This is a genomic window from Bradyrhizobium sp. UFLA05-89, assembly GCF_059803475.1.
Genome location: NZ_JBANBA010000292.1, coordinates 1 through 747, shown reverse-complemented (window position 1 = coordinate 747; position 747 = coordinate 1). Strand labels below are relative to the sequence as shown.

1 protein-coding gene is annotated in these 747 nt (G+C 60.2%); it reads left to right on the top strand.

The features are described 5' to 3' along the window. Positions 1 to 127: 127 nt before the first annotated feature. Positions 128 to 747 (top strand): IS1634 family transposase N-terminal domain-related protein (locus tag SO139_RS46330; protein ID WP_498542171.1); only part of this gene is annotated, 620 nt, incomplete at its 3' end.

Here is a 747-nt window from a genome sequence, read left to right as displayed (position 1 = left end):
GTTTTGGTGATTTCACAAGAATCGGCGTGAGTCGGATCAATGGGTTAGTCGTCGCGGAAGGCTCATTTGAGAGTGTAGTGACGACCTTGGGTATTTTCTTTCGCGGCGGTTCTGGTTGTGATGGCGCATGTATCTGCGCCACACGATTCGCAAGAAGGACGGCAAGGTTCATCGTTATTGGTGCTTGGTTCGCAGCGTTCGCGTGGGGCGGCGCGTTATTCAGCAGACAGTCGCGCAGCTTGGCGAGCTTGATGAACGCGGTCGTATTGAGGCACGGACGCTGGCGCGCCGGCTGATAGGCGCTCCCGAGCAAGCGCAGCTGTTCCAGGACGGCAGCGAAGATTTAACAGTGCCGGTGCGTCTGAAGGGCATTCGCATCGAACGCTCGCGTCAGTTCGGCGATGTGTACCTGGCGCTCGCACTCTGGTGCGGAACTGGCCTTGAGGAGCTGTGCAGGCAACTGCTGCCGGTGGGCCAGGAACGTATCGCCTGGGCGAAGATGGCGGCTGTTCTGGTGACGGCACGGTTCTGCGAGCCGTCAAGCGAGTTGCACATTGCCGAGGATTGGTACCGTCGGACGGCGCTTTGCGAGCTGCTGCAGCTCGGCGACGAGGAGGTCAACAAGGACCGCCTGTACCGCGCCCTTGACCATCTGCTCGCGCACAAGGCCGCCCTCGAAGCGCATTTGTCGAAGCGCTGCGGAGAGCTGTTTGCAGTCCAGAACGAGGTGCTGCTTTACGACGTCAC